At 70.7% G+C, this 26,319-nt stretch carries 16 protein-coding genes; 8 read left to right on the top strand and 8 right to left on the bottom strand.

Features of this window, described 5'->3' with window-relative positions; genetic code table 11:
* The first annotated feature begins 56 nt into the window (after positions 1-56).
* The 4 genes from BM339_RS47615 to BM339_RS14560 all read left to right on the top strand — a co-directional run bounded on the left by BM339_RS47615 (position 57) and on the right by BM339_RS14560 (position 4,754).
* Positions 57-830, top strand: a complete 774-nt coding sequence (locus BM339_RS47615) for an IclR family transcriptional regulator (protein ID WP_161790979.1) — start codon at positions 57-59, stop codon at positions 828-830.
* Positions 831-1,071: 241 nt separating this feature from the next.
* Complete coding sequence (locus BM339_RS14550; RefSeq protein WP_021592584.1) at positions 1,072-2,583, top strand: APC family permease; 1,512 nt, start codon at positions 1,072-1,074, stop codon at positions 2,581-2,583.
* Between the two features lie 40 nt (positions 2,584-2,623).
* Entirely contained in the window at positions 2,624-3,583 is a 960-nt protein-coding gene (locus tag BM339_RS14555) for a hypothetical protein (protein WP_021592585.1), read from the top strand.
* 184 nt (positions 3,584-3,767) lie between these two features.
* The gene (locus BM339_RS14560; RefSeq protein ID WP_075021350.1) at positions 3,768-4,754 is read left to right on the top strand and encodes an MBL fold metallo-hydrolase; all 987 of its coding nucleotides are present in this window, start codon (positions 3,768-3,770) and stop codon (positions 4,752-4,754) included.
* A gap of 48 nt (positions 4,755-4,802) precedes the next feature.
* On the opposite strand, the gene BM339_RS14565 is transcribed toward BM339_RS14560, so the two are convergent.
* Complete coding sequence (locus BM339_RS14565; RefSeq protein ID WP_143118416.1) at positions 4,803-7,700, bottom strand: DUF4132 domain-containing protein; 2,898 nt, start codon at positions 7,698-7,700, stop codon at positions 4,803-4,805.
* 162 nt (positions 7,701-7,862) lie between these two features.
* Positions 7,863-8,273, bottom strand: coding sequence for a RidA family protein (locus tag BM339_RS14570; protein ID WP_075021159.1), 411 nt, complete (start codon positions 8,271-8,273; stop codon positions 7,863-7,865).
* Positions 8,274-8,353: 80 nt separating this feature from the next.
* Between BM339_RS14570 and BM339_RS14575 the strand changes: the two genes are divergently transcribed.
* The gene (locus BM339_RS14575; RefSeq protein ID WP_021593704.1) at positions 8,354-8,740 is read left to right on the top strand and encodes a winged helix-turn-helix transcriptional regulator; all 387 of its coding nucleotides are present in this window, start codon (positions 8,354-8,356) and stop codon (positions 8,738-8,740) included.
* On the opposite strand, the gene BM339_RS14580 is transcribed toward BM339_RS14575, so the two are convergent.
* Complete coding sequence (locus BM339_RS14580; RefSeq protein WP_177287695.1) at positions 8,728-9,903, bottom strand: CaiB/BaiF CoA transferase family protein; 1,176 nt, start codon at positions 9,901-9,903, stop codon at positions 8,728-8,730. The genes BM339_RS14575 and BM339_RS14580 overlap by 13 nt on opposite strands.
* 173 nt (positions 9,904-10,076) lie before the next feature.
* Here BM339_RS14580 and BM339_RS14585 point away from each other — a divergent pair, with 173 nt between their 5' ends.
* Positions 10,077-12,818 (top strand): ATP-binding protein, encoded by a 2,742-nt coding sequence (locus tag BM339_RS14585; protein ID WP_075021351.1) that lies wholly within the window; start codon positions 10,077-10,079, stop codon positions 12,816-12,818.
* Between the two features lie 14 nt (positions 12,819-12,832).
* On the opposite strand, the gene ilvD is transcribed toward BM339_RS14585, so the two are convergent.
* The 4 genes from ilvD to BM339_RS14605 form a co-directional block, all read right to left on the bottom strand.
* Complete coding sequence (gene ilvD / locus BM339_RS14590; protein WP_218163644.1) at positions 12,833-14,569, bottom strand: dihydroxy-acid dehydratase; 1,737 nt, start codon at positions 14,567-14,569, stop codon at positions 12,833-12,835.
* On the bottom strand, positions 14,566-15,876 hold the full coding sequence (locus tag BM339_RS14595; protein WP_075021161.1) for an FAD-dependent oxidoreductase: 1,311 nt from the start codon (positions 15,874-15,876) through the stop codon (positions 14,566-14,568). The genes ilvD and BM339_RS14595 overlap by 4 nt, the downstream gene beginning before the upstream one ends.
* A gap of 68 nt (positions 15,877-15,944) precedes the next feature.
* The gene (locus BM339_RS14600) at positions 15,945-17,498 is read right to left on the bottom strand and encodes a carboxylesterase/lipase family protein (protein WP_420883411.1); all 1,554 of its coding nucleotides are present in this window, start codon (positions 17,496-17,498) and stop codon (positions 15,945-15,947) included.
* Positions 17,489-18,418, bottom strand: a complete 930-nt coding sequence (locus BM339_RS14605) for an MBL fold metallo-hydrolase (RefSeq protein WP_021593710.1) — start codon at positions 18,416-18,418, stop codon at positions 17,489-17,491. The genes BM339_RS14600 and BM339_RS14605 overlap by 10 nt, the downstream gene beginning before the upstream one ends.
* Positions 18,419-18,778: 360 nt before the next feature.
* On the opposite strand from BM339_RS14605, the gene fxsT reads away from it, so the two are divergent.
* The gene (fxsT, locus tag BM339_RS14610; RefSeq protein ID WP_177287696.1) at positions 18,779-21,991 is read left to right on the top strand and encodes an FxSxx-COOH system tetratricopeptide repeat protein; all 3,213 of its coding nucleotides are present in this window, start codon (positions 18,779-18,781) and stop codon (positions 21,989-21,991) included.
* Here fxsT and BM339_RS49825 read toward each other — a convergent pair.
* Positions 21,988-22,158, bottom strand: a complete 171-nt coding sequence (locus BM339_RS49825) for a hypothetical protein (RefSeq protein ID WP_021593712.1) — start codon at positions 22,156-22,158, stop codon at positions 21,988-21,990. The genes fxsT and BM339_RS49825 overlap by 4 nt on opposite strands.
* Before the next feature lie 101 nt (positions 22,159-22,259).
* Here BM339_RS49825 and BM339_RS14615 point away from each other — a divergent pair, with 101 nt between their 5' ends.
* Entirely contained in the window at positions 22,260-26,303 is a 4,044-nt protein-coding gene (locus tag BM339_RS14615) for a CHAT domain-containing protein (protein ID WP_075021164.1), read from the top strand.
* The last annotated feature ends 16 nt before the right edge of the window (positions 26,304-26,319 follow it).

Raw genomic sequence — 26,319 nt, forward strand, 5'->3', positions numbered from 1 at the left:
AAGGGCTTACCGAGGAAGTGGGAAGCACGGCCGAGGCCCCTGGTAAAGTGCTGCCGGTGCAGCCGGAACGCCAGTCGAAGAAGCCGCTCGAGGGCGTCGTCCGGACGGCCAGGGTGCTGCGCGCGCTCGAGGTCCGCGGCGAGGGAAGCCTCACCGAGATAGCCCGCGACGTGGGCCTGAGCGAGCCGACCGTGCTGCGTTACCTGCACAGCCTCGTCTCCGAGAACTTCGTGGAACGGGTGAACGACACCCGGTACCGGCTCGGCTGGGAGATCTTCCGGATGGGGCACCGGGTGCCGTCCAGCGCGGTCCCGCGCGGCGAGTCGCTGCCGGTGATGACGACCCTGCTCGAACGGTTCAACGAGACGGTCAACCTCGCCATCCGCTACGGCGACCAGGTCGTCATCGTCGAGGTCCTGCACAGCTCGCGCACGGTGCGGAAGCTGAACGAGATCGGCCAGGTCGACCCCTGGCACGCCTCGGCCCTGGGCAAGGCGATGCTCAGCGTGATGAGCGAAGCGGAACGCCGCGCGCTCTTGCGCCGGGGCATCCTGCATGCCCACACGAAGCACACCCTGACCGACCCCGACGCGGTGGAACGGGACGTGCTCGCCGCGAGGGAACGGGGTTACGCGATCGACGCCGAAGAGGCCGCGGAAGACCTCACCTGCGTGGCCTCGGCCGTGCCCACCCAGCCCGGACTGCCGCAGATGGCGCTCAGCGTCAGCTTCCTGTCCCATCGGCTGGACGACAAGACCCTCGACTCGGCGGGCGAGGCCGTGCACTCGGCCTCGCTCGAACTGGCCCGGAGGCTGCGCACCGGCGCCTGAGCGGGCCGGACTCGCCGCCGTGACCTGATCCGGGTCCGCGGAAAATCTCGACCGAAGCCAATGACCTCGTATTTCGCGCGCGTCGCGCATCGCGCGCAAAAGTCAATGTAATTAGATTTCACTGAATGAAAGGTGGCGGCCGCGGGGGCGGTCTCGTCATCGCCACGGAAGTTCTCCGGAGTCACGAAAATCGCCGGCCCACCCGAAGGGCGGATGGGCCCGAGCAGAATCGGACCGACCAATGGACACTGGCAAAGACCTTTCCGTCCCCCCGACCCCGGCCGACCGCGACGTTCCCGTGCCGGCCGGCGCGGGCCGGGGTAATCACGGCCTGCGCAGGAACACCCTCGGCACGAGCAGCATCGTCTTCTACATCATCGCCGCGGCGTCGCCGCTGACCGTCGTCATCGCGCTGTTCCCGATCATGATCGGGGCGGGCAACGGGGTGGGGCTGTCGGGCGCGTTCGTGCTCGCGGCCGCGATCCTGCTGCTGTTCGCCGTCGGCTACGTCGCGATGAGCAGGCACATCACCAACGCCGGAGCCTTCTACGCCTACGTGACCCTGGGCCTCGGACGGCCGTTCGGCCTGGGCTCGGCCTCGCTGGCCATCTGGGCCTACAACGCGATCCAGGTCGGGCTCTACGGCGGCTTCGGCTACTACGCCGCGGACCTGACGCACTCGGCGACCGGCGTGAACGTCCCGTGGTGGCTGTTCGCCCTGGCCGCGATGGCGGCCTGCCTCGCGCTCGGCGTGCACGGGGTGCACACCGGCGCCCGCGTGCTCGGCGTGCTCATGTCGTGCGAGACGATCATGATCATCGTGCTGTCCGGCGCCATCTGCGTGGACCTCGTCCGGTCCGGCACCGCGGTGACGTTCGAGCCGTTCAGCCCCACGACCACGGTCTCGGCCGGGCTGGGCATCTCGCTGATGTTCGCGCACGCCTCCTTCATCGGCTTCGAGGGCAGCGCGATCTACGGCGAGGAGGCCCGCGACCCCAGGCGCACGGTGCCCCGCGCGACCTACGTCGCGGTGGTGTTCATGGGCCTGCTGTACGCGGTGGCGTCCTGGCTGGTCGTGAACGCGGTCGGCCCGCAGTCCGTGGTGGGCGTCGCGCAGAAGGAGTCCGGCGACTTCATCTTCGCGGTCAGCAACACGATCCTCGGCTCGTGGGCCACCGGGATCTTCCACATCCTGATCCTGACCGCGATCTTCGCCGCGATCGTCACGTTCCACAACAACGTCGCGCGCTACCTGTTCTCCCTCGGCAGGCAGAACGTGCTCTGGTCCGCGCTCGGCCACACCCGCCGCGCCAAGCAGACGCCGTACGTCGCCTGCATCGTCCAGACCGGCATCGCCGCGCTGGTGGTCGGGGCGTTCGCGGTTTTCGGGCTGGACCCGTTCGCCACGCTGTTCACCTGGATGACCGGCGTCGGCGCGATCGGGGTGATCCTGTCGCAGACGATCGCCTCCCTCGCGATCTTCGTCTACTTCCGCCGGACGAGGGTCGACCGCCGCCTCTGGCACACCCTCGTCGCGCCCGTCCTCGCCACCGCCGGGCTGCTGACCCTGCTCTACCTGACGCTGGACAGCCTCGACGTCCTGCTCGGCGTCGGCGGCTGGGCGGCCTTCGCGTTCGTGGCGCTGACCTTCCTGTCCCTGCTGGCCGGAATCGCCGGCGGGCTGCTGCTGCGGCGCCGGTCGCCGGACAAGTACCACCGGCTGCGCGCCGCGCTGACCGAAACCGTTGTCTGACAGCGGCACGAGAAACCGAACTGAAGGGGATAGACGCCCGATGAACAATCCAGCCCGACCCGAGAACCGGACGAACGGGGCCGGCCTGCTGCGCGCGCAGGGGCTGCCCGAGTCCGACGACTACGGGCGCACCCGCTCCCCACTGCGGTTCGGCGACGGCGGGGACTACCGCCTGGAGATCTCCGGAGTCGAGCGGCTGTCCACCCTGGAGGTGCTGATCGCCGAGTCCGCGCGGCACGGGGTGCACATCCACCGCATCGTCTCCTTCGGCGGGGGCGCCACGCTGCTCGACCGCGGCGAATTGAAGGCGTTCGCGCAACTGGCCGCGGAGCACGACATCGAGGTGGTCGCCTGCCCGGGGCCGCGATCGGGCTGGGACAGCGGGCGGCAGGCGCTGACCGAGGAGGGCGTCACCACGGGGAAGCGCGTCCGCGGGGCCGACAACCTGCGGCGCCTGCTCGACGACTACCTCCGGATCTTCTCGGTGGGCCTGCGCGGGGTCCTCGTCGTCGACGAGGGGGTGCTGGACGTGCTGCACCACGCCCGCGAGGCCGGCGATCTCCCGCCGGACGCGTTCTTCAAGGTCTCGGTGTACGCGGGCCACGCCAACCCGGCCTCGGTGCGGATCCTGGAGCGGCTGGGCGCCGACAGCGTCAACCCGGTCGGCGACCTGTCGCTGCCGATGCTCGCCGCGATCCGCTCGCAGGTGCGCATCCCGCTCGACGTGTGGGCCCTGACCTTCGACTCCTTCGGCGGGATGAACCGGCTCTGGGAGGCGGCCGAGATCGCGGCCGTGGCGGCGCCGGTGTACTTCAAGATCGAGCCCGGCGAGTCGGAGTCGGTGATGTACAACGGCTACACCGACCCCGCTTACCACGAGATGCTGATCCGGCACAAAGTGCGGCACGCCGCGATCCTGACCGAGTTGTCCGAGACGGTCGACCCGACGGTGCTGGCCTCACCGGCACCCCAGGCCGTCATGCCGGAACCCGTTCCGTAAGATTCGGCGGCGGACACGGGGGGAGGCCACGCGCGGCCTCCCCCCGAATTCAACGGCCTGAATCACCGGCCGGCTGGAAATCGGGATGCTGGAGGCCGAGTCGGCCATTAGGATCTCGGGTCGCGGACGTTTGATCGCGATGGGTTAAGCGCCGTCCCCCACTTCTCATGGAAAGACGCCCTTGATGATGCGGGTTCCGGAGCAACGGCCTGAGTACCCCGAGTTGTTGGAGCGGGGGCATCCCTTCAGGCAGTGGAAGACATGGCGGATTCCCGGTGCCGAGCTGACGCTCACCGGCTACTCCCGCGCGAACGACAAGACCTTCTTTCACATCCCCGAGCTGCGGTGCAGCCTTGACGCGGGGCTGTGTGAAGGGCGGCAGGTGGACACGGTCTTCCTGACCCACACCCACCATGATCACTCCAAGGATCTCGATTTCCTGGCGTCCAAGGCGTCCGGGACGGACATCTACCTGCCCGCTGAGGCGGTGACCTACGCGGAGTCCTACCTGCGCGCGTCCGCCGAACTGAACCATGGGCCGGGCTTCGACCCGGCGTTGGCGACGGGTCACCGCCTGCATGGTGTGCGGCAGGGCGATGAGTTCGTCTTCGGACGCCGCGGGCACCACGTGCGGGTGGTGGAGTGCGAACACAAGGTGCCCTGTGTGGGTTACGCGTTTTCGGAGCGGCGCAAGGCTCTGCTCCCGGAATTCGACGAGTTGCGACGGTCGCTGGGAGAAGAAGGGCGGGGCGGGGAATTCGGGCGGATGATGGCCCGGTACCGCAAGGATGGTGTCGAGGTCGACCGTGTGGTCGACCGGCCGCTGTTCGCGTTCCTCGGCGATACCCATGTGAACGTGTTCGAGCGAAATCCATGGCTCTTCGAATATCCGGTCGTCATCACCGAGTGCACCTTCCTGGACGACGCCGAATTGGACCGCGCGAACCGGATCGGGCACACCGTGTGGAGTCGGCTCAGGCCCGTGATCGAGGCTCATCCGCAGACCCTGTTCGTCCTGACCCACTTCAGCCTGCGCTACTCGGACCGGCAGATTCTGGCGTTCTTCCACCGGGAGTGGGAGGAGGCGAAGGGCGGGCGGCCTGGCAACGTCTTGCTGTGGGTGCACCCGGAAAGCCACCTGCCCGAACAGCATCAGCAGAGCGGATCCTGACTGTTCAGTTCGCCACCCGCCAAGTCTTGCAAGGGATCACGCAGGTCCTTACCGGGTGGTCGTCAGTTCGACGAGGTCGGCGAGGACTTCGGAGGCGGTGATCGGGTCCAGTTCGGAGAACGGCAGGGGCCGGGGCTCGACTCGCCGGCCGAGGTCGGCGCCCAGGGTGAGCCAGACACGGTCGATTCGCTGCTCGGGCCAGAAGCCGATGTCACCGACCACGATGCCCGGATCAACGCCGATGACGACGGCTCGGCCACCGGGCAGTTCGCGGAGGACACCGGGCTGGATGCCGTTGTCCTCGGCGCTGCCCCGCTGCCAGCCGCGCCGCTCCATGCCGACCAGTCTGCCGACCGGCACCGTGACGTCGTGGAAGCGTCCCAGCTCGGTGCCCCCGCGCTCGTCCTCGGTCAGCGCGTACGTGGGGCGGTGAAGCTGCGGGAAGGGCTGGTTGATCTCGTAGGCGTCGAACACCTCGGCCCACGTCTCCAGGTCGCCGGCCAGGTGGAGCGGATGGGCCACCCCCACCCGGGCCGTCTCGGGCAGGGGCAGCTCGTCGTCCTGAAGGTCGGCGAACGACCGGTCCTCGGCGACGCGGAACGCGCGGCCCTCCTCGGTGATCCACACCAGCCGCCGGGCGATGTGCCGCACCAGTGGATGCTCGACGATGAGAGTCCGGAAGTCCTGGACGCTCCACCGGTGCTGCGCGACCATGGCTCGTTCGAAGCGACGGAGCCGTTCGTCGGCCACGGACCGGACGTCCTTCTTCAGGGCGGCGAACCGCCGGCGGGCGGCCGGGGCCAGCTCCTGGTGGTCGCGGACGCCCGGCGTGGGAAGGCCGGCGCGCCGCTGACCCTTGTCGTCGACGATGTACGGCCTGAGCCGCTCGTCGAAGCCCGCGGTGAAGCCGCGCGGGCCGTAGTCGAGGAACATCTCGCCCCTCTCGTCCAGCCCGAAGTCGGGGACGAGCCGGTCGCCCAGCTGTCCGGGGCTCAGCCCGAGCTCCTCGGCCAGGACGTCGATCCGCTCCTGCGCCTTCCTTCTGAGGCCCTTGTACTTGACCTTGGTGGCCGTGTCGTGGAGGTGCATCAGCGCCACATCGCTGCCGATCGCGAGCAGGACGTCCAGGCCCCTGACCGCCTTGCCGTGGCCGCCTTCGCCCGGCCAGGCCTGGATCACCGGCGTGAACCTGCGCACCGTCTCGTCGTCGCCGAACAGGCCCAAGGCCGTCAGCACCCACTCGGTCTCTTCCTCGAGGTAGCTCCGCTCGCGCAGGCCCGACGACTCGAACAGGCGCCAGGCGAGTGCGGCGAGGGAGGCGGGGGTGCAGATCTCCCTGACGACGTCGATGCCCACGTACGGCTTGCCCGGCTTCGAGACGGAGAGCATGGTGACGATGTGGTCGACCGCGTCGGCGGGAAGTGCCCGGCCGTTCTCTCTGAGAAGCACTTGGGGGAGGATGTACGGATCCGGCCATACCGGCCGCCGCGGCATCTCCGGCGGAAGGTCGTCCAGGGGGTCGGTGGCGAGCAGCACCTCGGCCGCCTTCGCGGCCTTGGCGCCGTACTCACCGGCCACGTCAAGGACTTCCCCGTCGCCTTCGGCCCCGGCGATGCGCCGAAGGGCGGCCTCCGCCTTGTAACGCCGCGGGCCGGTCTTCCCCAGCGCGGTGGGAATGAGGGCACGGATCTCTGCCCGCCCTTCCGGCTCTCCCGGCTGGGCGGGCAGCGGCTGGAGTCCCTTGACGGTCACCCGCCTGAACTTGGGACGCTCGCGCGTCCACGGCGGCTCGACCAGCAGCCGCGGCAGGGACTCCGCCGCGGCCTCCGGCGCCCAGCCGGCGGCCGACTCGCCGATCGACTCGACGACGTCGCGGGCCGCCGCGGACAGGCGCGGCACGACGACGGCGGTGATGTCGGGACGGGCCGCGACGTGGTCGCGGAGCAGCCGGACGGCGTAGGAGGAGATCGGCGCGGGGCCCGACGCGGCCGCCTCGCCGAGCAGCCGCAGCGCCCGCCGGGGGTGGTGGCGAGCCGTCTCGATCACGGCCTTGTGCACGTGCGGCCGGTCAAGGCGGTCCACTAGAAGCCGGAACGCCTCGTCCGTCGCCAGCACACCGATTCCCCGCAGCAGTTCGTACGGGTCGCGTCCGATCTCGGTCTCTTCCTCGGCGACGGTGGCCAGTGTCGAGGCCAGCGCCGGACCGACGCCGTCGACGGCCGTGGGGAGCACGCCCGGCCTGCCGTTGAGCCAGGACCACCCGCTCTGCCTGGCGAGCAGCGTGGCGAGCTGGCCGGCCGACCCCATCGTGCGCAGCACCATCATCCAGGTGTGCGGCTGCAGGCGGGGCAGGGTGGCGCAGAGTTCGTCGACCCACGCGGTCTGCGTCGGCACCAGGTACGCGGCGGCCAGGCGTCGCATGCCGTCATGGCGGCGGTCGCCCAGGACGTCGACGGCCCGCTCGTACTCCGACTCGTCGGCGGCCGCGAGAAAGGCGCGAACGCGGGCCGCGACCCGTTCGAGGCAATCCAGACCATGGTTGTAGCCGGGGTCCTGCTTGTCCAGGCGGCGGAGCCGGAGATGGCGCCCGTCCTTCCGCTCCCGCCAGCCGTAACCGTCGACGAACACGCCGCTGAGCCCGACCGTGGCCGCGGCGGCGAACACCAGGCCGTGCTCGGCGATCCACGCGTCCGCGAAGGTGGCGAACGGTTCCTCGCCGTACTCGTAGCCGTCCCGTAGCGGCCATTCCGCGGCGAGGACGGCCGCGATCACGGCGGCGCCCTGGGGGTCCGCCTCGCCCCGCAAGTACGCGCGGGCTGCCCCGACCAGGTCTCCCCGGCTCTGCGGGTCGTCGAGCACACGGTCGATCTCGTCGCGCGTCTCCTTCACCCACTGCTGAGCAGTGGAGGCGGCGTCAGTGTCGAGTTCGAGCGAAGGCCCGGACATCCCACCGCGACGTGGATGGAGTGCGGCGCGCCAATCGTCAGGGATGACGAGAAGATCCTCGTTCTGGGGCATGTGGAGAAAGTAGTGCCGTCTCCCGACAGAATCAGGCGAGCATGGAACGGCGCTCGCGCGGGTGGGCGTGTTCGTCGCACGCGGGGTTGATCACTCGATGACGGCCGTCGCCTCGACCTCCACGAGCACGTCCGGCTCGAAGAGGACCTCGACACCGATCAGCGACGCGGGCGGCATGGGCCGCGGCAGCCCGATCTCCTCGGCGACCTCCTCGACGCCGGCCATGAAGTCGGTGATCTTCCCTGGTGTCCAGCGGGTGACATAGAAGGTCAGCCGCACGACGTCGGAGAACGTCGCTCCCGCTCCGGCGAGGCCGGTCGCGGTGTTGCGCAGCGCCTGGGCGACCTGTCCGGCGAGGTCGTCCGGTGCGACATGCGCGCCGTCGCCGAGGCGGGCGACCTGGCCGCTGACGTGGACCTGCCGCAGACCGGTGGCGACGGCGACATGGTGGTAGGGGACGGGCTGGAGCAGGCCCGCGGGACTGAAGCGGTGGACGGCCACGGAGATCTCCTCGGATCGGGAAACGAAGGTATCTCTTTGATACTTGGTAGTCTCAGGTAACTTCAACGAAACGAGGTGCCATGGCGGATACCGCCCCCGGCAACGCCCCCGAGTTGACGATCAGTGCGCCGCACCGCGAACTGCTCGACCAGGTCCTCGACAAGTGGTCGTTGCAGGTGCTCAACGCCCTGTGCGAACGCCCGCACCGTTTCAACGAGATGCGCCGCGCAATCCCTGCGGTGTCTCAGAAATCGCTCACCGCCACACTGCGACGGCTTGAACGCAACGGCATCGTCGAACGGGTGCTGCTCGGCACACGCCCGGTCGCCGTCGAGTACCGGATCACCCCGCTCGGCAAGACATTGCGGCGCCCCGTCGACGTCCTCCTGGAATGGGCCGCCTCCCAGATGCCGGCGATCGAAGCCGCGCGGGCGCGCTTCGACGACGACTTCAGTCATCCGGCGTGAACGGCTCCTTCCGCGATGAGGCCGTCGATGGCCCCGTCGTCGTAGCCGACCTCGGCGAGGACCTGGCGGGTGTGCTCCCCGAGGGCGGGTGGAGGCATGCGCACGGGGACCCGCTCCCCGTCATAGCGGACGGGGTGAGCCGGCAGGCGGACGGTGCCCGCGGTGGGGTGGTCGATCGTCATGATCGACCCGTTGTGCGCGATCTGGGGGTCCTTCTCGACATCGGCATGGGTCTGCACCGGGGCATGCCACACCGACAGTTCGGTGAATCTCGCCAGCCAGTTCCCGGTGGTTCTGGACGAGATATGAAAGGCCACCCGCGCGTTGATCTCCGTCCGCCGGGAGAACTCCTCGGATTGCGGAATGGCGGCGAACCAAGGGTCTTCGAAGATCTCCGCGAGTTTGCCCGTCGAGGTCAGCGACAGGCAGACATGGCCGTCGGCCGTGGCGAACACACCGTAAGGGGCCTTGTAGAAAGGTGAGGAGACCCCGGTCGGTTCCCGGTCCTGGCCGAAGCCGTTGAGGTGGTAGCTGAGGGGCTCGATCTGGAGATCGAGTGCGGCGCTGAGGAGGTCGCTCTCCACCCTGTGGCCGTCGCCGGTGCGGGCACGGTCGAACAGCGCCCCGAGGATGCCGACGGCGGCGATGGCGGCGGCGTGCTGGTCCACGATCGACGCGCCGACGGGAATGGGCGGGGCCTCGGCCGGGCCGTTGAGGGAGGCGAGGCCGGACAGGGCTTGCAGCAGCACGTCCTGGCCCGGTCGGTCACGGTAGGGGCCGCTTCCGCCGTAGCCCGTGAGCGACGCGTGGACGATGCCCGGATTCAGCGCCCTGACCTGCGCGGGGCCCAGCCCCAGACGGTCCATGGCGCCCGGCCGGTAGCTCTCGACGAGCACGTCGGCACGGGCGACCAGGCGGCGCGCGGCCTCGGCTCCCCCGTCGGACCGCAGGTTCACGGCGATGCTGCGCTGGTTCCGGTTGCCGAGCAGATGGAAGACGCTGTGGCCGTGCAGGTATGCGTCGGGGCCCGACCAGCTCCGTTCGAAGGCGCCGGTGACGGGCTCGACCTTGATGACGTCCGCACCCAGATCCGCGAGGAACTGCGTGGCCGAAGGGCCTTGGAGGAAATGGGTGAAGCTGATGACGGTGATTCCTGCGAGCACGGATGTCCTCCCGATGGGCATAACAATGGTGCGCCGCCCGGTCTGTGCTGCGCTATCCGTCACGTGACTGCATCTTGGCGCACGAAGTGACGGGCTAGGATCGAATACACCCGCAAATTGTTGGAGGCCTCGTGCGCCACCACATCCACCGACACCGCAGCGCGCCGGCAGAGATGTCGCTCGATCAGGCGATCATCGGCCGGGACGCCGAGCTCGCGTTCTTGGTCGACGCGGTGGACCGTGCGCCGGCGGGTGACCGGCTCGTGATGCTCACCGGTGTCCCCGGGGCGGGCAAGAGCACCTTGTTGAAGACCGTGGCGGGGCATGCCCGGGCGGCGGGTGTCCAGGTGCTGCGCTGCACGGGCAGCGAATCAGAGGCAAACCTGGCGTTCGCGGGTCTGCACCAGCTTCTGCGGCCGTTCCTGGGCGACGCCGGCAGGCTGCCCGGCCGTCAACGGGCCGCGCTGCTGGGTGCCGTCGGACTCGGACCCGCCCCGGAGCGGTTCGATCCGATGCTCGTGGGCGTCGCCGTTCTGACACTGTTGTCCGACCTCGCCGACCGGGCTCCGGTCTTGATCGCGGCGGACGACGCGCAGTGGATCGACGGCGCTTCGCTCGACGCCATGGCCTTCGCCGCACGACGGCTGGACATGGAGCCCGTCACCGTGATCGTCGGCACCCGCGGCGGGAACCCGCTGCCCGGGTTCGACACTGACCGGGTGCTGGAGCTGGACCCTCTCGACGAGGCCGCGGCCGGTCGATTGCTCGACGCACAACCAGGCGAACCGTCCGGGCGGCTGCGGAGGCGGATCCTCCAGCAGGCCGGCGGTAATCCGCTCGCGCTGGTGGAGCTGGCGAGAGCCGCCGCGTCGGACCGCGTCGGCCTGGATGCGGCACTGGCGGGCCCGCTGCCGCTCACCGAGCGGCTCGAACGCATCTTCGCCAGAGCCTTGGCGGGGCTGCCGGAGGCCACCCGGCGCTCGCTCCTGCTGCTGGCCGCGGCCGACGACGCGGACCCCGCATCCGGCGTGGCCATGGCTCTGCCCGACACCGATGACGAGGCATGGTCGCCGGCACAGGACGCCGGGCTGGTGCGGCAGATCGACCGGCGGATCCGGTTCCGCCACCCGCTGATCCGGTCGGCCGTGTACAACGTCGCGCCTTTCGACGCCCGGCGCGACGTCCATCTGAAGCTCGCCGCGGCGCTGCGGGACGAGCCGGACCGGCGCGCCTGGCATCTGGCCGCCGCCACGCTCCATCAGGACGCCGAGGTGGCGGCCGCGCTGGAGCGGACGGCCGACCGCGCCCGGAGCCGTGGCGGCTACGCGGCGGCCGCGACGGCGCTCGAACGCGCGGCGGAGCTCTCCCCGGTGCGCGAGGACGCCGCGCGGCGGCTGGTCGCGGCCGCCGAGGCCGCCGTGTTCACGGGGCGGCTCGACTGGGTCGAGGAACTCGCGGCCAAGACCGGTGCGCTCACCACCGACCCGGCGGTCCGGCTGTCCGCCTCACTGCAGGTCGGCCGGCTGATGGCTCTCACGCAGCGTCACTCGGCGGCGTTCTCGCTGCTCGCCCGCAACGCGCGAGCGGCGGCCGGCACGGATCCGGCCACCGCGCTGGAACTCCTCTCCGGCGCCGCCGTGGTCCGCTTCTACTCGGGGCTTGAGGACGAGCGTCGCGAGATCCGGCGGATCCTGCGGTCCGTCAGGGCGGGGTCCGGGGACGAGGAACCGCTGCGGGTCTGGGTGACGGTGGTCGCGGATCCGTTCGCCGCCAGGGCGGACGCGCTCGACGAGCTGCCCCGGCTCCTCTCCGAGTGGGGCGGCCGGCCCGGCCGGCTGACCATGCTGGCGATCGTCGCCTGGATGCTCGACGAGACGCCCCTGGCCGTCCGCACCTTCGACGCGGCCCTCGACCAGTGGTCGAACCGCAGTCCCCTGCCGAACGGGCTGGGCTGCGCCGCGGCGCTCGCCTATCTCGATCACGGCAACTGGACACAGGCTCACGCGGTGTGCGCCGAGGTCGCCGCCATCGCGGCGGAGACCGGCCTCGATCATGCCGCGGCGTGCGCCTCGGCGGTCGACGCCATGGTGCTGGCTCTGCGGGGGCGCACGGCGGAGGCACGCGCCCGCGCCGACGGGGCGCTCAAACTGATCGATCCTTCGGACAGCCGATCGGTCGCGGTCTACGCGCGGCGCGGCCTGGGAGCCGCCGCCCTCGCCGACGGCGACCACGAGACGGCTTACGAGCAGTTCCGGCTGGTCTTCGACTCCGGCGGCGAGCCTGTGCACTACCACGCGTCCTGCGCGGCCGTCGCCGATCTCGCCGCGGCCGCCGCCCGCAGCGGTCATCGCACCGAAGCCGCGAGCATCGTCGAGCAATTGGCCGGCACCCTCGGCCCGGCCTCCTCGCCGCGTCTGACGGCGTTGATCAGCCGCGCACGGGCCTTGCTGGCCGATCCGGACCGTGCCGAGGCGCACTTCCGGCAGGCCCTCGCGGAGCCGGTCGAGCAGTGGCCCTTCGAGCGCGCGGGAACGCTTCTCGATTACGCGGAATGGCTGCGGCGCCGGCGGCGCATCAGCGACGCACGCCCGATGCTCGCCGCGGCATTGGAGCGCTTCCGGCATCTGGGAGCGCGCCCGTGGGCCGAGCGCGCGGAGGCCGAGTTGCGGGCCGCGGGTATGGACGTCGTCCCGCCCCTGCCCGACGCGCTGGCGGACCTGTCACCGCAGCAGCAGCGGATCATCCGGCTGGCGGCGCAGGGCCTGACGAACCGCGAGATCGGAGAAAGGCTCTACCTTTCACCGCGTACGGTCAGCTCCCACCTGTACCGCGTCTTCCCGAAGCTCGGTGTCACGGCGCGCTCTCAGCTGCGCGATCTCGTCGAGGGGATGTCCATGGCCGGCGGCAACGTGTAGGCGGGCCGCGGCTGTCAGCGGGCGGTCCCCCGGGTCCGGTCCCGTGACGGCGGAGTCCGCCGCGGGCGCCGCAGCACGGCCCCCTGCTGGATCGGGCCGACGAGGGCGGCGTACTGGCCGAGCCATCCCCGCTCGGCCTGGGGATCGCCCGCGGTGACCGGTGCGCCGTTCCTGGGCGCCTCGGTGTCCAGGCGCCGCGCGTCCAGGTCGATCGTGATCAGGTCGCCGTCGAGCACTCCGGCGAGCGGACCGCCGTCCGCCGCCTCGGGCATGACCTGGCCGACCACGAGGCCGTGGTTGAGCCCGGACAGCTCACCGTCGGTGACCACCGCGACCTGCCCGCCGAGTCCCGCGCCGTTGAGGGCCGCGACGAAGCTCGCCGCGAAGACGGTGCCGGGCCCGCCGCGCGGTCCCATGCCGCGCAATACGATCACGTCACCGGGGTCGATGGCGGACGTGCCGAGGGCCGTGATCGCCGCGTCCTCGCCGGCGAACACGCGTGCGGGGCCCGAGAACCGCCTGCGGGCGGAGCCCACCGCGGCGGCCTTGACGATGGCTCCTTCCGGGGCGAGCGTGCCGCGCACGATCAGCAGGCCCGGTTCCGGCCTCACCGGATTCGACGGGGAGCGCAGCACCTGCCCGTCCGGGCGGGGCGCCCGCTCGGCGAGCTCGGCCACCGTGCGGTCCGAGACCGTCAGGGCATCGCGGTGCAGGCGCGGGAGGAGGGCCCGCAGGACGGCTTGCGCTCCCCCGACCCGCTCCAGGTCCCAGACCTGGTGGGAGCCGTTGGGTCTGATGGCCGCCAGCTGCACCGCGTCCCTCCCCTTCCGCTCGAACGTCGCCACGACGTCCACGTCGAGGTCCGCCTCTTGGGCCACCGCCGTCAGATGGCGGACGCAGTTGACGGAGCCGCCGAGTGCGAGGGCGACCTCGACGGCGTTCTCCAGTGCGTCGGCGGTCAGGATCTGGCGTGCGGTGACGCCTTCATGGACAAGGGACACGATGCGGCGGCCCGCTTCGGCCGCGCGCGCGAGCATGGCCCGGGAGTTCGCCCGCACCGGAGCGGAACCGGGCATGGTCATGCCGAGGGCCTCGGCGAGTACGTGCATGGTGTTGGCGGTGGCCAGTCCCGCGCACACACCAGGGCCCTTGATGGCGTGGTCGGCCAGCCGTCCCAGTTCGTCGACGCCCATCCGCCCCGACGCGAGTGCCCCCACGGACTCGTAGACGGTGTCGATGTCGACCGAGCATCCCGCGAGCGTGCCGCCCCCCTGATAGCCGCCGATCACGAGAATGGCCGGCAGGTCGAGCCGGGCCGCCGCCATCAGATGGGCCGGGGTGGTCTTGTCGCAGGAGGACAGGCAGACCATGGCATCGAGCTGGGCGCCTTCCACGGCCGCCTCGATGTCGTTGACGATCAGATCCCGGGTGGGCATCAGGTAGCGGGCCTTGCGTCCGGCGCTGGTGACGAAGTCGCTCGGAGCCGTGGTGCGGATCTCCAGGGGCAGGCCCCCGGCCTCGCGGACGGCGTCGGCGACGACACCGGCGACATCGTCGAGGTGGGCGAAGCAGACCGACAGGCGCGAGGAGGTGTTGACGATGGCGATCTTGGGACGGTGCTGCTCCTCCTGCGTCAGTCCCATGGCGGACCACTGGGCCCGCCGGACGGCCCATCGGGTCGTGCCCGGTTCGAAGTTGCTGCGCAGGGGCCTGGGGTCCGGCACGTGCTTCTCCCGGGAGTCGTCGATCACAGGGCACTTCCGCGAGCGGCCATGGCGGCGCGGACGGACTCGCCCTCTATGTCGCCGTAACGGGTGTTCTCGTCGAGGGACAGGACCGTGGCGACGGCGGCGGCATGGCCGTACTCGAAGCACTGGGCGGTGACGCGCGCGGAGGCGAGCGCCTCGTGTTCGGCGCTCAGGCACCGGCCGGCGACGATGATGTTCTCGCCGGTCTCGGGGACGAGCGCCAGATACGGCACCTCGTAGTAGTCGTCGAGGAGCCAGTGAAGCTTGGGCCGGTCGCCGCTGTGGAGTTCGATGGGCCATGGCACCCGGCAGATGCCGTCTCGTCGTTTGCGGGCCGTGACCACGTCGCCGTTGCGGAGGGTCTCCCGGCCGACGATGGTGCGCGTCTGCCGGATGCCGGCCTCGACCCCGGTGTCGACGACATGGCTGTTCTCGCAGCCGGGAACGTGGCGGGCGAGGAACCGCGCGTACGCGCGCACCTGCCTGCGTCCCAGCACCTCGGCCTCGGTGAAGTCCTCGGGGTCGATGACATTGAGCATGCGGCCGTCGCGGGCGGTGAGGCGGGTGGCGTTGACCATGAGCTCGCCGGGTCGCGTGGTCTGGAAGATCCAGATCTTCTGCCGCGGCAGGTCTTCGCCCTCCGAGCGCGCCCGCACGATCGCGTCGGTGACGTCGGGCGGGCAGATGGTGTCCGTGCCGTAGTAGGCGAGAAAGCGCCCCATGTCGACGTTGGCGATGCGGAAGAACATGGTGGGGTTCTGGATCCGGCCGCCATCACCGAACCGGTGGCCATGACCGGCGCGTGCCACGACCGCCGCGTCTCCGGAGGCATCGATCGTCCGGGCCGCCCTCACGATCGCACGGCCCGCGTTGGACTCGATGACGGCGCCCCGGTGCACGTCCCCGTCCATGAGAACGCCGGTGACAGCGGTGTGCAGGAAGACGCGCACGCCGGCCTGTTCCAGCAACGAGTCCGCGGTCTCCCGCCAGACGAGCGGTTCGTGGGCGCAGGTCCAGGTCTTGCCGTACCTCTGCGGTTCGGTGAGACCGCCTCTGGCGGCCAACTCGGACCGGAAGCGCTCGGCGAAGCCGAACACCACCTGCTCGGGCCCGCCGCCGCGGTCACTGGCCAGGTAGAGTCCGCAGACCGTTCCGGACATTCCCGCCACGGCGGCACCGCCGCAGAATCCGTACTTCTCGATCAGGACGACGCTGCGGCCGTTCTCGGCCGCGACGGTGGCCGCGGCCACCCCGGCGGCTCCGCCACCGACGACCAGCACGTCGACATCGGCGATGACCGGCAGGTCCAAATTCTGAGGGAAGACCGCATGCGGTTCCCATCCGCGCTGCAGGCGGTGATTTGCGGCTGACATTTCAGTCACGGTCCATTCCGCCGCCCTCCTGGAAAGGGGTGCGCCGAAGCCGGTGGGACGGGTCGGCTCCATGCCTGCCGTTCCAGGCCGCGGGGGTCGTCGACCTGGGTCCACTCGTCGTCGATGCGCATCGTGGTCCGGCGCTCGATGTCGTACGGGTCCCAGCCGGGGGCGCCGGTCCCGGCGAACCGGATCCATGCCTCGTGCATGCGGGTGGCGAGCTTCGCGGGAGGGCTCTCGGGGCCGAGCAGGTTGCCGGCGCCCCGCAACCGGGGAAGCCGGGCGAGATCGAAGACGAAGGGGAGTTCCACGGCGTGGGTCGCGCCGAGATCTCCGTCCAAGGCTCGGGAGCGCCACGCGAACTCGTAGCGGAAGGTGGCGGACTCGGAGTGGGCCGCGTGCGCGTCGGCCAGGGCCCAGCTGCCCGCGCCGAACAGCGCGTCGCCCAGGATGGCGGACCGCAGCTCGCCGAAGGACGCCTCGGGCCGGGCCTTCCTGTACGTCTCGACGAGCCGCGCGGGACTCGGGTGCGAGCGCGCCGCCGTATCCTCGACGTCCCGGGCGGTCGAGGCGGCGTACTTGCCCACCGGGACCAGGTAGAGATTCCCCTCCTCCGCGTTGGTCCCGATCAGCAGGTCGATGCCGGCGGCGAGGCCGGTGGCGACGAGCTCGGCGGGCTGCGTGTCGAGGACCAGGCTGAAGGGGCTGAGACCGGCCAGCGGATCGTGGTGCGACTCGGTCCGCAGGTCGATGCCCCCGAGCCGGGACGCGACCTCGACCAGCCGCTCGTCGGGGACGTCCGCGAAGGCGTCGGCGCGGGGCGCTGCGCCGAGGGCCTCGGACGCGGCCTCGGTGACGCGGGCGGCCTGCTCGGTCGTGAACGCGCCCAGGCCACTGCCGCTCTGGATGATCGCCCGGCGGAAGAGGCCCGCCGCTTCGGGGGCGGCGAGGACGCCGCCGACGATGGTCGCCCCGGCCGACTGGCCGAAGAGGGTGACCTTGCCGGGATCACCGCCGAACGCGGCGATGTTCTCCCGGACCCAGCGCAGTGCGGCGACGACGTCCAGCAGGCCGCGGTTGGCGGGCGCTCCGGGGAGGTCGAGGAAACCGGCGATGCCGAGCCGGTAGTTGAGGGTGACGAGGACCACGCCGTCACGGGCGAAGGCGGAGCCCTCGTACAGCGCGGACCGGGTCGATCCGGCGACGAACCCGCCGCCGTGGACGAACACCATGACGGGCAGGTCGCCGTTCGCGGCGGCGGGCGTCCAGACGTTGACGGTGAGGTAGTCCTCCCCGCGGCTCCAACCAGTGCCGAAATAGGGGGACATGTCCACGCTGCCGAGCGTGCGCTCGGACTGCGGCGCGTTGGGCCCCCACGCGGTGGCGTCCCGAACGTCGTCCCAGGGCTCGTGCGGCCGCGGCGCGGCGAACCGGCCGGCACCGCGGGGCGGGGCGGCGTAGGGGATGTTCAGGAAAGCCGCGATGCCGTCCTGGCTCCGGCCGCGGACGGGCCCCTGCGCGGTCTTGATGACGGGGTTGCGGTCGTGGTTCACGCCGATGCCTTCCCGCGGTCCTCGTCATAGGGCGTGAACGGGGCCCAGCCCTTGATGGCGAACCTGCTTCCGTCACGCGTGACCTCGGCGGCGCCGTGGCCGCCCAGGTGCGCGGGAACCACGAGCGCGTTATTGTCGGCCGCCCAGCCCAGGATCTTGCGGCGGGTGGCGCGGGCGCCCGCGGCGTCCTCGCAGAAGCAGCTGTTGGTGCCCGGCTCCAGGATCTGTACCGGGCTGTGCAGCATGTCGCCGACGAACACCGCGCGGTCCGCCCCGGAGGCGAGCGTCAGGACGGAGGAGCCGGGAGTGTGCCCGGGCGCCGCGTCCAGGCGCAGGTTGGCGTCGATCCGGTGGCTGCCCTCCCACAGCAACGTCAGGCCCGCCTCGTGCACCGGGGCCACGCTGTCCTCGAAGACGTTCTGGTTGCCGCGGCCGAACACCGTCTCGTGGCCGTTCTCTGGATTCCAGAAGTCGAAGTCGGCCTTCGGCATCAGGTAGGTGGCGTTGGGGAAGGTGGGGGCCCAGCGCCGTTCGTCCAGGTACGTGTTCCAGCCGACGTGGTCGATGTGGAGGTGGGTGTTGACCACGATGTCCACGTCCTCGGGCTCGACGCCGGCGCGCGCCAGATTGGCCAGGAAGTCGGTTTTCCGATGGCCCCAGACCGGCGCGTACGGCCGCTCCTTATGGTTGCCCACGCCCGTGTCGACAAGAATGGTCTTCCCCTCGCTGCGCAGCAGCCAGGTCTGGATCGCGGAGTTGATGATATTCGTCTCGGAATCCAGGAAATGCGGGACCAGCCAGGGAGCACCGTCTTCCCAGACCTCCTTCGAACCTTCTGGAAAGAAGGTGTCAGGCGTCATTTCGACGGAACCGTAGTACTCCCAGATCCGGGTGATGGTGACGTCGCCCAACTCGATTTGTTCCATAACGCGTCCTTGGAGTCTCGGCGGCTTTCCAGGAAGCGTAAGAGTGGCCCCCACACCCCCGGTATCCGTAACCTGACTGCACCTGCCCACCTCGCCGGCGCCAGCGCCGGCGAGGTACGCGCCAGTCACGGGAGTGGGGACAGGGCGGGCATACTTGGCGCAACCGCTGAGACGCCGAGGGGGCCTGCGGTGAGTGATGTCCTGTCGCGAGTACCGGTGTACGCCAGGGATGCGCTGCGGGCATGGCTGACGAACGGGGCCCGGCTGGAACTCGGAGACTGGGAGGACGAGGGCCTGTCCGGGGCCACGGTCCTGTCCGTCCTTGGGAAGCGCCCCGGTCACGGCCCCAGACACATGATCATGAAGGTGCTGCCGCCCCGGGACCGGGCCGACCGGGAGCCGGAGCGGCACGCCTGGGCAGAGCGTTGCTCGCCTCCCGAATTCGTGCGGCGGCATCTGGTCTCGATCCCGGCGGGATTCGCGCCCATCCCGCTGCCGGGCAATGGCTGGATCATGTTCCAGGAGATCGCCGGGGGTAGCCTCCGGGAGTACCGGAGCCTGGCCAAGGTCCTGAACTCGGATCCCGCCGACCTCGAACGGGTGAACGCCACCTGCGCCAGGGTCGTCGAGCTGGCCCTGGACGGCTGGAATCCCGCGCCCGATGTCGAGTTCAACCTGTACACGCCCAATGCCTTTCTCAAGAAACTGCTGGGTCATCGGCTCGATACCGGCGGCCCCCTGCGCGCCTGGGCGCGCGAGGAGGGCTTCGCCGCCCAGATCGAGTTCCCAGGCGACGGACGCCTCACCAACCCCATCGCGTTCGCCCAGGATCCGCGGCTCGGCGGCGCCCGGCGGCTTCCTGTCCTGGAGGGCCGCTGTCACAAGGACCTGCACCCGGGCAACGTGGTGCTGTCGAGCGTTCCCGGTCTCGACCCCTCGACCTGCCGGTTCATCGACCTGTCCCGCTTCGAGGAGCACGGGCCGCTGGCGGCCGAGCCGGCCTACTTTCTGCTGGCGCTGGTCGCACACGTCCTGGAATCCCTGGACGCCCGGCAGCGGCGGGCACTGGCCCATCTCATCGCCGACCCCGCCTCGGACCTGCGCCCCCACGTGCCCGCCCCGCTCGCCACAGTCGCGCTGACCATCTGGGAGTGCGGCCGGGCCTGGGCGGAGAGATTCCACTTCAGGGACCACTGGCTGGCGCAGTGGAGGCTGTCGCTGACCGGTTGCGGCTTGATCTTCGGGAGCAGGCGGCGGTCCCACCGCCAGTGGTATCTCCACCTCGCCGCACTGGCCGCGGACTTGTACACCCGAGCCGAGCGCGGAGAAGGCAGCACCACCCGGCCCGCCGTCCCGCGGTCCTCGCTCCGCCTGCCCAGGCGCCTCGGGTACGCCCGTCCCCGTGACGAGCAATTGGGCGAACTGAAGCGGCTCTTGCGGGAGGCTCGGGGGCATCCCGTGATCGTCCATGGTGAACCCGGAGCCGGGAAGAGCCACCTCATCGTCCAGCATGCCCACAACCACCGCGGCCGTTACCAGACCCGGGTCGCGTGGCTTCGCGCGTCCCCTGTACAGCGGTTGCCGTCCTTGCTCGCCGAACTGGCCGAGACGGTGAAGATCCCCGCGCGACCGGACATCCTCGATTCCCTCACCCCGCTCTACGAAGCGCTGCGCCGGGAGGGACGGTGGCTACTGGTGTTCGACGATGCCGGCAGCCCTGCCGGCATAGAACCTTTCCTCCCCGATGACGGACCGCACCCCGGCCTGGACCTGATCATCACGTCGCGTTCACCCGAGGGCGCGGGCATCAGCGACCGGTCCCTCGAACTCCCCCGATTCCGGCGGGACGAGTCGGTGACCCTGTTGCGGGATCGCGTGCCGAGCCTGTCCGAGGAGGAGGCGCACGAACTCGCCGCCGCGCTGGACGACCTGCCGTTGGCCGTCGACCAGGCGGCCGACGCGTTGAACGGAGGGTCGATCCAGCCCGGCGATTACCTTGAGCTGCTTCGTTCCAAGACCATCCGGGTTCTCGGCTTCGGGAGGGCCCCGTCCTATCGGGACTCCCTGTCCGGGGTATGGTCCGCCGCGCTCCAGTCGCTCTCCGGACGGAACGCGGACGCCGAGGACCTGCTGACGGCCTGCTCCGTGTTCGGTCCGGCGCCCATTCCGGTCAAGGTGCTGTGGGCGCTTCTCAACAACCGGCACGCCCGCCCTGCCGAGGAGCACTCCTGGGACCGTCTCCGGTTGGCCGCGGCCACCCGTGCCGCCAAAGAAGCGGGATTGATTCGCGCCGAACGCGACATGCTGGAGATGAGAACGCTCCTCCAAGCGTTCATACGCGATCGCGACGGCACGACTGCCGCGGACCTGAGCACGCGAGCCCGGCTCGAACTCGCGCTCGCCCACCCTGGAGCCCCGACCTCGCCCGAGAACTGGGGCTCTTACGCCCAATTGCTCCCGCATGCGCTGCACCTGGACCTCGCGGGTGACGACCGTGCCCCCTGCCGACTGCTCCTCCTTGATATCGCGCACTACCTCACCGCCCAGGGTGACGCACGCACCGCTCGCGCGATCGCCGCGGACGCATACCGGCGCTGGTGTCGGGAACCCGGCGCCACGCTCGACTCGGAGCCGATCCTGCTGGCCCAGGAGCGTCTCGCCCAGGCCCATTTCCAACTCGGCGAGCATCGGGAAGCGGTCGGATTAGACGAGCGCGTCCTGGAGATCAGGCGTGCCCGCATGCCTGATCACCCCGACACCCTGAGCGCCGCACACAATGTCGCCGTCGACCTGTCCGCTCTGGCCGCGCGTAAAGAGGACGGTTGGCAGGCCGTCGCCGAGCGCGCCCGCCGGCTGCACGAGGACACCATCCGGCGAAGGCGCGAGGTGCTCGGCCCCGACCACCCGGACACGCTGGCGTCCGTGGTCAATCTGTCCTATGACCTGTACATCGCGGGGGATTACGGGCAGGCGCGGCACCAGAGCGGCGAGGCACTGGAGGCATTGCGCCGGACGGTCGGCGCCGACGAGCCGCAGACTCTGCGCTGCGCCCACCGGCACGTGCTCGACCTGCGTGCGTGCGGGGAGACGGAAGCGGCGCGGTTGCTTAACGCCGACACCTACGAACGTCGCCGGCGAGTGCTCGGGCCGCGGCATCCCGACACCCTCAAGTCAGAGGTCGGCCTCGCGGCGGACCTCAAGATCGCGGGAGACCTGCCGGGCGCGGTCGGGCACCGCGAGAACGCGCTCGCCGGTCTGCGCGACACGCTCGGACATGACCACCGGCTCACCTTGCAGGTCGCTGACGATCTCGCCTATGACCTGTACGGACTCGATGAGGTGGAACGGGCACGGCAACTGGCCGCAGACACCTACGAGCGCCGCATGGCCGCCTCGGGCGATGCCGACCTCGATACCTTGCGGTCGGCGAACCTCCTCCTGAAATGCCTCCAGGACACGGGGGACGAGGACGATGTCCGGATCGAAAAGCTGCGGTGGCAACTCGAAACCTACCGGGATCAGTCAGGACGACGGCGGGCCGAAAGCCTCGGCATCACCTTCGGTGACCACTAGCGGTCGTCGTCATCGTTCCGGTTCGGGGTGTCGAGATCGGGTGGAAGGTCAGGGGGGAGGGAGACCCACCGCCGACCGTCGTACACCTCGGGCATTCCCGAAGGGCCGAACCGCGTATCACCTGCCTTCGGCTCCCGGGTCTCCTCGTCATCGACCTTCTCCGCCATGCCCGAACCTCGCCATGTGTCTCGCACGCACCACCGTGAACCCGATGGTGCTTCGCAAGAGTAGGCGAAAGGGGCGGTGTCGCGGCCCGTAGCATGGATTCATGGCGCGCGAGCACGCCGCTGACGGCGTCCTGTTGCCTTCTCCTGAGCCGCTGACACTGACCGTGAGCCTCGACGATGGCCAGAAGCATTGGCAGGCTCGGCTCACCGACGTCTCCGGCAGGGTGCTCTCGGAACACCGAGGAGAACCGGACACCACGGCGGAGCAGTACGAAGCGCTCTCCGACCTGCCCGGCTACATTCGCGATCACTCCGCACCGGACGTCCGGTCCGCTCGAGAGCGGGAGATTTCGCTCTCGGCCGGAACATGGCTGGCCACGCGGATGCTGGGCGGCACGGCACGCACGATGGCCGCCCGTGCACCCTGCACGGTGCTGGTCGAGGCCACGGGCGACCACGCCGCCCGCTGGCCATGGGAACTCGCCGTGGTGGACGGCAGGACCCTGGCCGAACACGGCGCGGTGTTCGTGACCGCGGCCGACACGACCAGGATGCGGGAAACGCCCTCCGCGGAACGGCCCCTCCGGATGCTCGCCGTGTTCAGCATGCCGGACGGTACCGCCGCGCTCGACCTGCGCCGGGAGCGTCAGGAACTGACCGCCCTCACACGGCGGCTCGCCGAGCGTCACAGCCGGTCCGTCCACCTGCGCATCCTCCAGTACGGAGTGACGCGTGAAGCGCTGGCGACGGCCATGGCCGACGAGGAGGGCTGGGACGTCGTCCATCTCGCCGGCCACGGCAGGCGATCCACCTTCACGCTGGAGACGGCCGACGGCGAGCGCGACCGGGTCGACGTGCTGGACATGCTCTCCCTTCTCACCGGACCGCCTCGCGCGGGGGCGACGCGGCGGGCGCGCCTGGTGACGGTGAGCGCCTGCGAGTCGTTCGGGCTCGCCCCCGAGCTGACCCGGAACCTGCATACGGCCGTGCTGGCGATGCGCTTCCCGGTGGCCGACGATCTGGCGATCTCGCTCTTGGCCGACCTGTACGAGTACCTGCTCGGCACCGGGCTCGCCCTCCCCGCGGCGCTGGCGTCCGCCCGCCGCCGCGCCGAGGGCCGCTCACCGCTGGCCTGGGCCGCACCGACACTGTTCGGGCCGTCCGCGGCCACGCTGCGGCTCCCGGCGCCGTCCAGCGGAGCCGCGCCCTCACCGCCTGCCCTCGGGGTCCTGCCCGATCCACCGCAGCGGTTCGTCGGACGGGTACGGACCATGGCGCGCTGCCGGCGCGCGCTCGCCTCCGGCGGCGCGGCGGCGCTCATCCTGCACGGTCTGCCGGGCATGGGCAAGACCAGCCTTGCGCTGGAACTGGCCGACCTCGAAAGGACCGACTTCGGCGATGTGCTGTGGTGCGAAGTGCCCGACGACGAGATCGGCCGTGACCACGCACTCACCGACCTCACCGAGATGCTGCGGTCCGGCCTGCCGGACGTCGATCTGACCGGCGTCCTGGAAGCCTCCGATGGGCGGAGCGACCGGCTGCCCGCGCTCACCTCCGCCATGGCGGCGGCGCGGGTGCTGGTCGTGGTGGACGGCGTCGAAGCCCTCCTCACCGGGTCCGGGCACTGGCGCGACTCCCGCTGGGCCGCCCTGCTGACCGCCCTGGCCGATCATGAGGGCCGGGGCCGGGTCGTCATGACGTCCCGTACGCTGCCCGAGTCCCCGCCACCGGGAACGACCGTCGAGTTCCTGGGCCCCCTGTCGGAGCAGGAAGCGGTCCTCCTTGCCCGGGAACTGCCCCTGCTCGGCGCACTGCTGGATGGCGAGCACCCTGGTGTGCCCGCCGACCAGGCCCGCGACCTGGGCAGGCGGACGCTCGCATTGGCCGACGGCCACCCCAAACTGCTGGAACTGGCCGACGGCCAGGCCGCCGATCCTGAACGCCTGACGCGGCTGCTGGGTCCCCCTCGCCCCCGCCGGGACGCCGCGGGCGAGGCCGATCTGCTCACCGACTGGACCACGACGGCCGTCCGTGGCCTGGACGCGCCGGCACGCATGCTGTTCTCGGTGCTCTGCCACCTCCACCCTGGCGACCGTGTCCCGGCGGTGGCGTCCACGATCTGGCGTGCGGTAACCAGGGAGACCGCGGACTTCGACGCCTGCCTGGCCCGCCTCGTGGCCACCGCGCTCACCGCGTTCGATGAGGCGACCGGCGCGCTGCGGCTGCATCCCCTCGTCGCCTCCACGGGTGGATCGCTGACGGACGAGCCCGCACGCGCGGCCATCGTCGAAGCGGCCGCGACCTACTGGGTCGCCGAGATCGAGGCCGCCGCCGATGCCGAACGCGCGGGCGGCCCCGCGTCGGACGTCAACCGTGCGGCGCTCGCGGGGGCGCCGTACCTGCTCGAAGGCGGCAAGGTCAAAACGGCTTCGGATGCCCTCGACCTCGTGCTCCGCCGCGAACGTTCCCGTCATGGTCTGTCTGCGCTGGTACCGCTGCTCGCCCGCCTGATCCAGATGGCCGCCGGCACCGAGGAGGAACTGCCGGCAAAGCGCCTGCTCGCCAACGTGCTCCTGCTGTTGGGCGACTCTTCCGCCGAGGCGATCACACAGGGGCTCCGGAAGGAGGCACTGGCCCGGGGGGACCTGGACATGGCCGCGGTCCTGATCTCCGACCTGATCATCGCGGCCAGGAACGCCGGAAGGCTGGTGCAGGCCCTGGACCTCGCCGAGGAACAGATCGCGCTGGGCGAGCGCGCGGGATCCGGCCCATGGACCCGGCTGCTGCACGACGACCAGCGGCTCGAACTCCTCATCGCGACCGGCCAGGCGGCGCGGATCACCGACGAGCTGGCGGCGCATCGCGACCGGCTGGACGACCTGGTCGAGCGAGACGAACCGGCCGGTGGCAACGAGAGCGTGCGGCCGTTCTGGGTGCGCGAACTGGTCCTCGGCACCTGCCGCTCGGCGGCGTCGGCGACCCGCGACTGGGCCGCGTCCGCGCGGCTCGCCCAGGAGATCATGGAGTTGAAGGTACGGCGTGGAGCCGGGCCGCGGGAGGTCTCCCGGGCCCGGTTCAACATCTGCGGTCCGCTGGAGAAGCTCGGACGCCTCGACGAGGCCAGGCGGCACCTGTCGACCTGCCGCACGGTGTTCGAGCAGGAGAACGATCTCGATGGGATCGCCGCATCGCTGTCGGCGCTCGCCCGGATCGAGGACGCGCGCGGCCGTCCGGGTGCGGCGGTCAGGGCGGCGCGGGACGCGGTGCGCTACGCCTACAAGCACGGAGACCTCGCCCTGATCGTCAGCACCCACACCAATCTCGGGTACCGCCTGGCCGCCCAGGCACGGACGGACGAACAGATGGCCGATGCCGCCGCGCACCACCTTGCCGCGGCCTTGCTCGGTACGCTCGCCGGGCACACCCGTGGCGACGAGGCCTTGGACGCGCTTGCCGACGACCTCCTCACGCAGGTGACGGAGGATGGACGGCTCAACGAGGCGGGGAAGTCCTGGCCTGGGACGACCGAGGACCTGACCTTGGCGATCGGCACCGACCTCCACGTCCCCTTGGCCACACTGGGCGCCTCATACGACGACGCGACGCTGCAAGACCTGTTCCGCCGCGCGACCCGGCTCGCAGAGGAACGCCTCCACATAGAGCTGGCCACATGGGATCCTGTGCTGGCGGCACTGGCGATGGGTGAGGCGACCGCGGCATTGCAGACGATGGCCGCGTCCCCTGGCCGAGCCCGGTTGGCGGAGGCGCTGGAAGCGTTGCCCAGCCGGCCCGGCGGCGAACCACCCGAGGACCTCGACGAGATCAGTACGGCGGTGTTCCGTCGTGCGGCAGCGGTCGTGGCGGGGCGGGTCAGGCTGGCGCCGGACCTCCATCTGGCCGTCCCCTTGGTCGATCTGCTTGGAGAGTGTGTTGCCGCCACCTATGACGACGATGATCGTCCGAACATCGTGCTGGCGAACCTGGAGGGCTTGCGAGAAGACCCGGAGTTCGTCCCGTTGGCAGACGCGCTAGAAGCGATCATCGACGGCGCGAGAGATGCCGACCGCCTCACTCAAGGGCTTCACCCGGATGATGCCGCCGCCATCCGGGCCGTCCTGCCCCACGTCGGCCCTCCAGAGGAATAGGACCGGGCGGGGGTTG

It is taken from the genome of Actinomadura madurae (genome assembly GCF_900115095.1).
In the GTDB taxonomy this organism is placed as follows: domain Bacteria; phylum Actinomycetota; class Actinomycetes; order Streptosporangiales; family Streptosporangiaceae; genus Spirillospora; species Spirillospora madurae.